At 48.7% G+C, this 3102-nt stretch carries 1 rRNA gene; it reads left to right on the top strand.

Annotation, left to right across the window (positions count from 1 at the left end):
• Positions 1–214: 214 nt before the first annotated feature.
• A 23S ribosomal RNA gene (locus FZC41_RS16995) occupies positions 215–3074 on the top strand.
• The last annotated feature ends 28 nt before the right edge of the window (positions 3075–3102 follow it).

Genomic DNA, 3102 nt, shown 5'->3' with positions numbered 1-3102 from the left:
AATAAGGATCATATTTTTCGTCAGAATTCCTGATTTACAAAAGGAAGCATTCAGTCGAAAAATGTGTTAGTATTTGTATCAGTCGCACGCTAACGCTTAGCGACTTGCCAAATTTTATCAAATTTGGACAAATACGTCGATCATTGAAAACAGCATAGTGTATATAAAAATTTGAAAATACAATTTCTTTAACACGAAAACGTAACATCAAAAGGATCAAGAAGAAAAGAGCACAGGGTGAATGCCTTGGCAATCAGAGCCGACGAAGGACGCGACAAGCTGCGAAAAGCTACGTGTAGGTGCACATAACCGATCAAGCGTAGATATCCGAATGGGGAAACCCGGCTGATAGAAGATCAGTCACTGTTAAGTGAATAAATAGCTTAACAGAGGGAACCCGGAGAACTGAAACATCTTAGTACCCGGAGGAAAAGAAAGAAACATCGATTCCTTAAGTAGCGGCGAGCGAACGAGGAAGAGCCCAGATTACATCAAATTTTATTAATTAGCTGAACAGCATGGGAAGGCTGGACGAAGAAGGTAAGATCCCCGTAAGCGAAAATTAATAAAGTGGGTAATCGAAGAGTACCACGGGACACGTGAAACCCTGTGGGAAGATAGGGGGCCCACCCCCTAAGGCTAAATACTACTGATTGACCGATAGCGGAAAGTACCGTGAGGGAAAGGTGAAAAGAACCCCGGAAGGGGAGTGAAATAGAAACTGAAACCCTGTGCTTACAAGCAGCAGGAGCGCAAGTGACTGCGTGCTTTTTGTAGAACGGGCCAACGAGTTACGGTATGTAGCAAGGTTAAGTACTTCAGGTACGGAGCCGTAGGGAAACCGAGTCTGAATAGGGCGATAGTTGCATGCTGTAGACCCGAAACCGTGTGATCTATCCATGACCAGGATGAAGCTTGGGTAAAACCAAGTGGAGGTCCGAACCAGTGTCTGTTGAAAAAGGCTTGGATGAGTTGTGGATAGGGGTGAAATTCCAATCGAACACGGAGATAGCTGGTTCTCCCCGAAATAGCTTTAGGGCTAGCGTTGTAAAGAGAGTGATGGAGGTAGAGCACTGAATAGGCTAGGGGTCGTAAAGATTACTGAACCTTATCAAACTCCGAATGCCATACACTTATATACGGCAGTCAGACTGTGTGAGATAAGTCTCATAGTCAAAAGGGAAACAGCCCAGACCATCCGCTAAGGTCCCAAAGTCCAGATTAAGTGGGAAAGGATGTGCAACTGCAGAAACAACCAGGATGTTGGCTTAGAAGCAGCCATACATTTAAAGAGTGCGTAATAGCTCACTGGTCGAGTGGTGGTGCGCCGAAAATGAACGGGGCTCAAATCTGGCACCGAAGCGATGGATTACTTACTGTAATGGTAGGGGAGCAATGTCTTGAGGGCGAAGCCGAACTGTAAGGTTCAGTGGACACAAGACAAGAGAGAATGTTGGCATGAGTAGCGAAAGTGAAGTGAGAATCTTCACCATCGAAAGCCCAAGGTTTCCTGAGGAAGGTTCGTCCGCTCAGGGTAAGTCGGGGCCTAAGCCGAGGCGAGAAGCGTAGGCGATGGACAACAGGTTGAAATTCCTGTACCACCTTTAATTGTTTGAGAGATGGAGTGACACAGAAGGATAAGCGAACCCAGCGGTTGGAAAAGCTGGGCCAAGCGTCAAGGCTGAATTGGGAGGCAAATCCCCCGGTTCTTAAGGCTGAGGCGTGACGGGGAACGAAAAATAAGTAGGGAAGTCGCTGATTTCACGCTGTCAAGAAAAGCTTCTATTGAGAGAGAAGGTGCCCGTACCGTAAACCGACACAGGTAGGCGAGGAGAGAATCCTAAGATGAGCGGGAGAAGTGTTGTTAAGGAACTCGGCAAAATGACTCCGTAACTTCGGGAGAAGGAGTGCCCCCTCAGGGGGGCCGCAGAGAAGAGGCTCAAGCGACTGTTTAGCAAAAACACAGGTCTCTGCTAAATCGAAAGATGATGTATAGGGGCTGACGCCTGCCCGGTGCTGGAAGGTTAAGAGGAGTGCTCAGCAGCAATGCGAAGGTGCGAATTTAAGCCCCAGTAAACGGCGGCCGTAACTATAACGGTCCTAAGGTAGCGAAATTCCTTGTCAGGTAAGTTCTGACCCGCACGAAAGGCGTAACGATTTGAGCGCTGTCTCAACAACACACCCGGTGAAATTGTAGTACTCGTGAAGATGCGAGTTACCCGCGACAGGACGGAAAGACCCCGTAGAGCTTTACTGCAATCTGGCATTGAGTTTTGGTAGTAGACGTACAGGATAGGTGGGAGGCTGAGAATTTGGGACGCTAGTTTCGAAGGAGCCAAGCTTGGGATACCACCCTTGTACTATCGGAATTCTAACGAGTGGCCGTAATCCGGTCATCGGACAGTGTCAGACGGGCAGTTTGACTGGGGCGGTCGCCTCCTAAAAAGTATCGGAGGCGCCCAAAGTTACCTTCAGGATGGTTGGAAACCATCTCTTAGAGTGCAAAGGCAAAAAGGTGATTGACTGCGAGAGAGACATCTCGAGCAGAGACGAAAGTCGGGCTTAGTGATCCGGTGGTTCCGAGTGGAAGGGCCATCGCTCAACGGATAAAAGCTACCTCGGGGATAACAGGCTTATCTCCCCCAAGAGTCCACATCGACGGGGAGGTTTGGCACCTCGATGTCGGCTCGTCTCATCCTGGGGCTGAAGCAGGTCCCAAGGGTTGGGCTGTTCGCCCATTAAAGAGGCACGCGAGCTGGGTTCAGAACGTCGTGAGACAGTTCGGTCCCTATCCGTCGTGGGCGTTAGATATTTGAGAAGAGCTATTCCTAGTACGAGAGGACCGGAATGGACAAACCACTGGTGCACCAGTTGTTCCGCCAGGAGCATAGCTGGGTAGCTAAGTTTGGAAAGGATAAGTGCTGAAGGCATCTAAGCACGAAGCCCCCTTCAAGATAAGATATCTCACCAGAAATGGTTAAGGTCCCTGGTAGACGACCAGGTAGATAGGCTGGATGTGGAAGTATGGCAACATATGGAGCTGACCAGTACTAATCGACCGAGGTCTTGATCCAATCTATATACACTGTGCTGTTTTGAATG

This window comes from Acetobacterium paludosum, from assembly GCF_008086595.1.
Classification (GTDB): domain Bacteria; phylum Bacillota; class Clostridia; order Eubacteriales; family Eubacteriaceae; genus Acetobacterium; species Acetobacterium paludosum.
This window is presented reverse-complemented; position numbering and strand designations above follow the sequence as displayed.